The organism is Schwartzia sp. (in: firmicutes), from assembly GCF_978017985.1.
On sequence record NZ_CDXDFU010000192.1, the window covers coordinates 1 to 1,979 of the forward strand.

Here is a 1,979-nt window from a genome sequence, read left to right on the forward strand (position 1 = left end):
GCGTATAGCAGCGGAAGAAGCAGCCGCCCGCAAAGCAGCGGAAGCACGCGCAACTCAGGAGGCAGCGGCCCGTCAGGCAGCAGAAGCGCGTGCGGCTCAGGAAGCGGCGGCGCGCAGAGCGGCGGAAGAAGAAGCGGCCCGCCAGGCAGCAGAAGCGCGTGCAGCCCAGGAAGCAGCGGCTCGCAGGGCAGCGGAAGAAGAAGCGGAACGGCAGGCGGCAGAGGCTCGTGCGGCACAGGAAGCAAGGGCTCGCAAGGCGGCGAAAGAAGAAGCTGAACGTCAGGCGGCTAAGACAGCTGCGGTACAGGAAACATCTGCAGAAGCTTTGACAAGCCAGGATGCGGAGCCAAAGGCTGTTCAGGAAACTGCAACACAGGAACCGGTGGAAAAAACCGCGGAAGTACCGGAAACACCTCCGGCGCCATTCGATGAGGAAAATGATAACAAAGGCACGATGAAGAAAGCAGCGATTGGTGCGCTGATTCTGCTGTTACTCATCGGCGCGTATTTTATGTTCGGTAAAAAGAAAGAGGCGCCGCCTGCTCCCGAACCGGCAAAGGTTGAGACGAAAGCGGAGACGAAAACAGAGACGAAGACCGAAACCGATAAGCCTGCGGATCCGGCAGCCAAAGAAGCAAAGCTGAAGGAATATGCGGAAGCGGTGAAGGCAGTTAACGAGCAGAAAAAACAAGACGCCACTGCAAACGAAAAGATTGTCTTTTTGGTTGAGAATGTGCAGCGCAGAGACAAGGAACTGCTTATTACCGGTCATTTCTACAATGGCAAGAAGAATCGCACGATTACCTCGGTAAAAATGATGGAACTTGATATTGTGCTGCGGGATATGGATAAGGAACTGCTGAACGAGAAGAATGTTAAATGCGCGCAGCCCCTTGTCGGAATAAGCATCGAGCCGTTGCAGGATTCCCCGGTGTTGACTGTGAATCTGCCGGATAAGGCGCCTGACGGTGAGTTCAACAATTTCATGGTTACGGCCCATGATGTGCATTGGGAAGGCGTAGGTAACTAAGCACTTCCTTTGATTTAAAATGACTTTTGAATTTAAATTTTCGAACATCTTTCTCTCTAATCTACCGTCAATTCAAAACTGAACCTGTAAAATGCCTGCTAAGTCTCTAACCTGCCTCGGATAGTTTAGCCGGGGCTTCGTAAGGTTATTTGTTGAAAATGACCGGATACTATTTTAGTTGGGGGAAATCGGATATGAAAAAGGTCCTATTATTGTTACTTTGTATGGTAACGTTGTTCACGTCAGGCTGCGGCGACAAGTTTGCAAAGGAAAAAGAAGCCGTCGGCAAAGCGGAAAAAGCCGCTATGTCTATGCAGATACCGGTTGTGGTTAAACCGGACAACTGGAAGCAGCCACGTCCCACAAAGCAGGAGGGGGAGCGGTATCAGGCAGGTCTTGATAAGCTGATAACAGTGGAAAAGAAGATCCTGGCTGAGATGCAAAAGTCGGATGCACAGATTTCGCAAATGCTGCGCAAGGCTTCTGATGAATCGGAAAAGAAAGATGTGCTTGCATTTCGGGATAAAGTGCGTCAGGACCGTATCAATTTTGTAAAGAAAATCTCCCAGGGACGCCTGAGCGGCGACACATTCATAGTGGGTGTCGGCAGCACATGGGAGGAAGTGGAAATGGTGTACGGCAAGCCTGTAAGCACAGGGAAGCAGAGTATTGGTTCAAAAGAATATGATTATAAAGGAATCAAGTTTGAAGACTGGATCGGAGGCGGCGTTCCACCTCTGGAAGTGAGAAAAAAATGGGTATCCAGGACGGTTGGCTGTGTTACGGTGACAGCGCAGGACATTATCTCTGACGCCGGGATACAGCTTGGCATGACGTACGATGAGGCGTATAAGACTTTGAAATCCAAATATGTCAATAAGACATATAATGCAAAGAGAGATACAATGCGGTTTGACAGATACGGGAAAGATGACAATACAGATGTGAC

The 1,979-nt window shown here is 50.1% G+C and carries 2 protein-coding genes; both read left to right on the top strand.

Annotated elements, in window-relative coordinates:
* Positions 1 to 1,030, top strand: a 1,030-nt coding sequence (locus ACY69O_RS08400; protein ID WP_462333020.1) for a hypothetical protein, incomplete at its 5' end; no start/stop codon positions are given.
* A gap of 194 nt (positions 1,031 to 1,224) precedes the next feature.
* Positions 1,225 to 1,979: hypothetical protein (locus ACY69O_RS08405; protein ID WP_462333021.1), on the top strand; the 755-nt coding region annotated here is incomplete at its 3' end.